This window comes from Rhizobium sp. PDO1-076 (assembly GCF_000247475.1).
In the GTDB taxonomy this organism is placed as follows: Bacteria; Pseudomonadota; Alphaproteobacteria; order Rhizobiales; family Rhizobiaceae; genus Allorhizobium.
This window is the reverse complement of the sequence record NZ_AHZC01000231.1, coordinates 1-2,130: the sequence shown is the minus strand read 5'-3', so window position 1 is coordinate 2,130 and position 2,130 is coordinate 1. Positions and strand designations below refer to the sequence as shown.

Sequence of the window (2,130 nt, the reverse complement as noted above, 5' to 3'; positions counted from 1 at the left end):
CTTCTCCAGCTTTGCGCGTCGACGTTTGGCTTCCTCCATCTCGATCATTCCCGCGCGCATGTCAGAATCGATCGACATTTGCTTGCCGGGCATCGAATCGAGCGAAAACCGAGCAGCCACTTCCGCCACACGTTCAGAACCTTTGGTGATAACCAGAAAGTTGACGATGGTCAGGATCAGAAAGATTACTGCGCCCACGATTAGATTGCCTGCGACAACAAAGTTGCCAAAGGTCTCGATAATCTGACCGGCGTCAGCATGCAGCAGAATTAGTCGAGTGGTAGTGATCGACAGCGCCAGGCGAAACAAGGTTGTGAGCAACAAGATGGCGGGGAATGCCGAAAACTGAACGACTTCCGACAGATATATCGCGACCATGAGCAAGATAGCCGAGATGCCCAGGTTCACCCCGATCAAGATGTCGACGATGAGTGTGGGCAGAGGCAGGATCATCATGAAGACGATGCAAATCAGCAGAAACGCGAAGACCACGTCATTGCGTTTCGACATCATGTGCAAAATACGAGTCATCACTGAAAATTATCCTTACGGCCATCAAATGAGAACCACCAGCCAAAGGGTAGGGAACGCGGAATGGACAAACGCGGGTGTGCTAAAAGACACAACGGAATGATTAATTCTTGACTATTGCATTTAACTGAATGGTTCATCCGCACACGAAATCAAATCGGATTCTCGTGAGAGCAAACTGAGGCAGGAAAATGCAATGGCAGAACTCGACACGATCCTTACGTCCGGCGATCTGCAGGTACTTGCCGATATCGGTTTTATTGCGAGTTCGCGTGGCTTAAACAAACATGCAGGTGTAATTTTTGCGGCTATACGGGCTCTGCGGCCGCAGCAGGAAGCGGGTTTTGTCGGCGATGCGGTGAACCAAATATTAGTCGGGAATTACCACGCTGCCGTCAAATCCCTCGAAAAAGCGCCGACGACGCTCGCAACGCGTACCTTTTTGGGAATTGCCCTCCTTCACGAAGGCGACACGGCCAAAGGTCATGGCGTCCTCACGGCTGTCGTCAGGGCGGCCTCTGATACGCCATATGCTCATCTCGCGCAAAATGCGCTGTATGATGTGTAAGTCACCCCTTCAGAAACAATCACTATTTAAGTCGAATTCTAAAAGGAGCTGCGAGCATGGCAACAATAACTGCACTTTCATTGGCGTCCGGCGCGGCGGACCCCACGTCGCGTATGAGGGTCTTTGACCATCCAGGCCCGCAAGTAAACGCTCCGGCGGCCACCTCATCAATTGCGCAGTTTGAGGCCGCACTCAACGATGCGCAGGTCGCCCAGCTTGTATCGCGCCAAGACCAACCTGTGCAGCGTGTGCGGGCAGATTCGGACGCCAGCAATGCGGCACATTCCTTGCCCGATCAGATCTCGCCGTCAAAGACCTACGGCCAAATGGACGCAGCAGCCTTGGCTGCTGAAAATGAACGTGCAGTACAAGGGATAGAGCTCGGACAAAAGATTCGTGGTGTCACTGCGGGTAAAGGGGCTGCAAATAACAAGGGCGATATGGTTCTGGACGGTTTGAGCAATCTTCGTAGTGTCTTCGATGAACAGATCGGCCGATTGCATAGCGCTTCCACAGGCCCAATTAACGGAACTGAGAAGTTTTTCTCAGTGCAGGTTGAGATGGCAAAATTCACGTTGTTGATGGATGTGGCGTCAAAACTCTCCGGAAAGGCAACCCAAACCATTGATACTCTTTTGAAGGGTCAATAGGCAGCAATGAACGGTGCCATGAACAATCTCCTCAAGCTGCGCACTTATTTTACCGGTCTTTTATTGGGCCTCATGTGCCTATTCCTGTCAGGCTGCATGCTCGATGTCTATACGCAATTGTCCGAGCGCGATGCCAATGAAATGCTGGCGATCTTGGTGACAAATGGAATAGACGCAGAAAAGGAATATGTCGGTGAGAAGGGTGTTACGCTTCGTGTGGAACAGTCCGACCTCGCCAAGGCGATCGATATTCTCACCGAAAATGGCTTTCCGAGAGAGAATAAGGATTCTATCGGCAACATTTTTGCCAAAGGTGGAATCATTTCATCTCCTTTCGAAGAAAGGGTCCGTTATATTTACGCGCTTGGAGAGGAACTCTCT

General features: G+C 51.1%; 3 protein-coding genes and 1 pseudogene. 3 read left to right on the top strand and 1 reads right to left on the bottom strand.

Going from position 1 to position 2,130, the window contains the following annotated elements:
* On the bottom strand, nucleotides 1–531 hold a 531-nt coding region (locus PDO_RS13720), incomplete at its 3' end, for an FHIPEP family type III secretion protein (protein ID WP_007602612.1).
* A gap of 196 nt (nucleotides 532–727) precedes the next feature.
* Here PDO_RS13720 and PDO_RS13715 point away from each other — a divergent pair.
* The 3 genes and pseudogenes from PDO_RS13715 to PDO_RS13705 all read left to right on the top strand — a co-directional run.
* Nucleotides 728–1,099, top strand: coding sequence for a hypothetical protein (locus PDO_RS13715; RefSeq protein WP_007602609.1), 372 nt, complete (start codon nucleotides 728–730; stop codon nucleotides 1,097–1,099).
* A 56-nt stretch (nucleotides 1,100–1,155) separates the two neighbouring features.
* Complete coding sequence (locus PDO_RS13710) at nucleotides 1,156–1,749, top strand: type III secretion system, YscI/HrpB-like protein (RefSeq protein WP_007602607.1); 594 nt, start codon at nucleotides 1,156–1,158, stop codon at nucleotides 1,747–1,749.
* A gap of 18 nt (nucleotides 1,750–1,767) precedes the next feature.
* Nucleotides 1,768–2,130, top strand: a pseudogene (locus PDO_RS13705) (type III secretion system inner membrane ring lipoprotein SctJ); the annotation flags it as partial.

Coding starts and splice junctions, on each gene's coding strand:
- PDO_RS13715 (WP_007602609.1), top strand. CDS start 728: ATGGCAGAACTCGACACGATCCTTACGTCCGGCGATCTGCAGGTACTT.
- PDO_RS13710 (WP_007602607.1), top strand. CDS start 1,156: ATGGCAACAATAACTGCACTTTCATTGGCGTCCGGCGCGGCGGACCCC.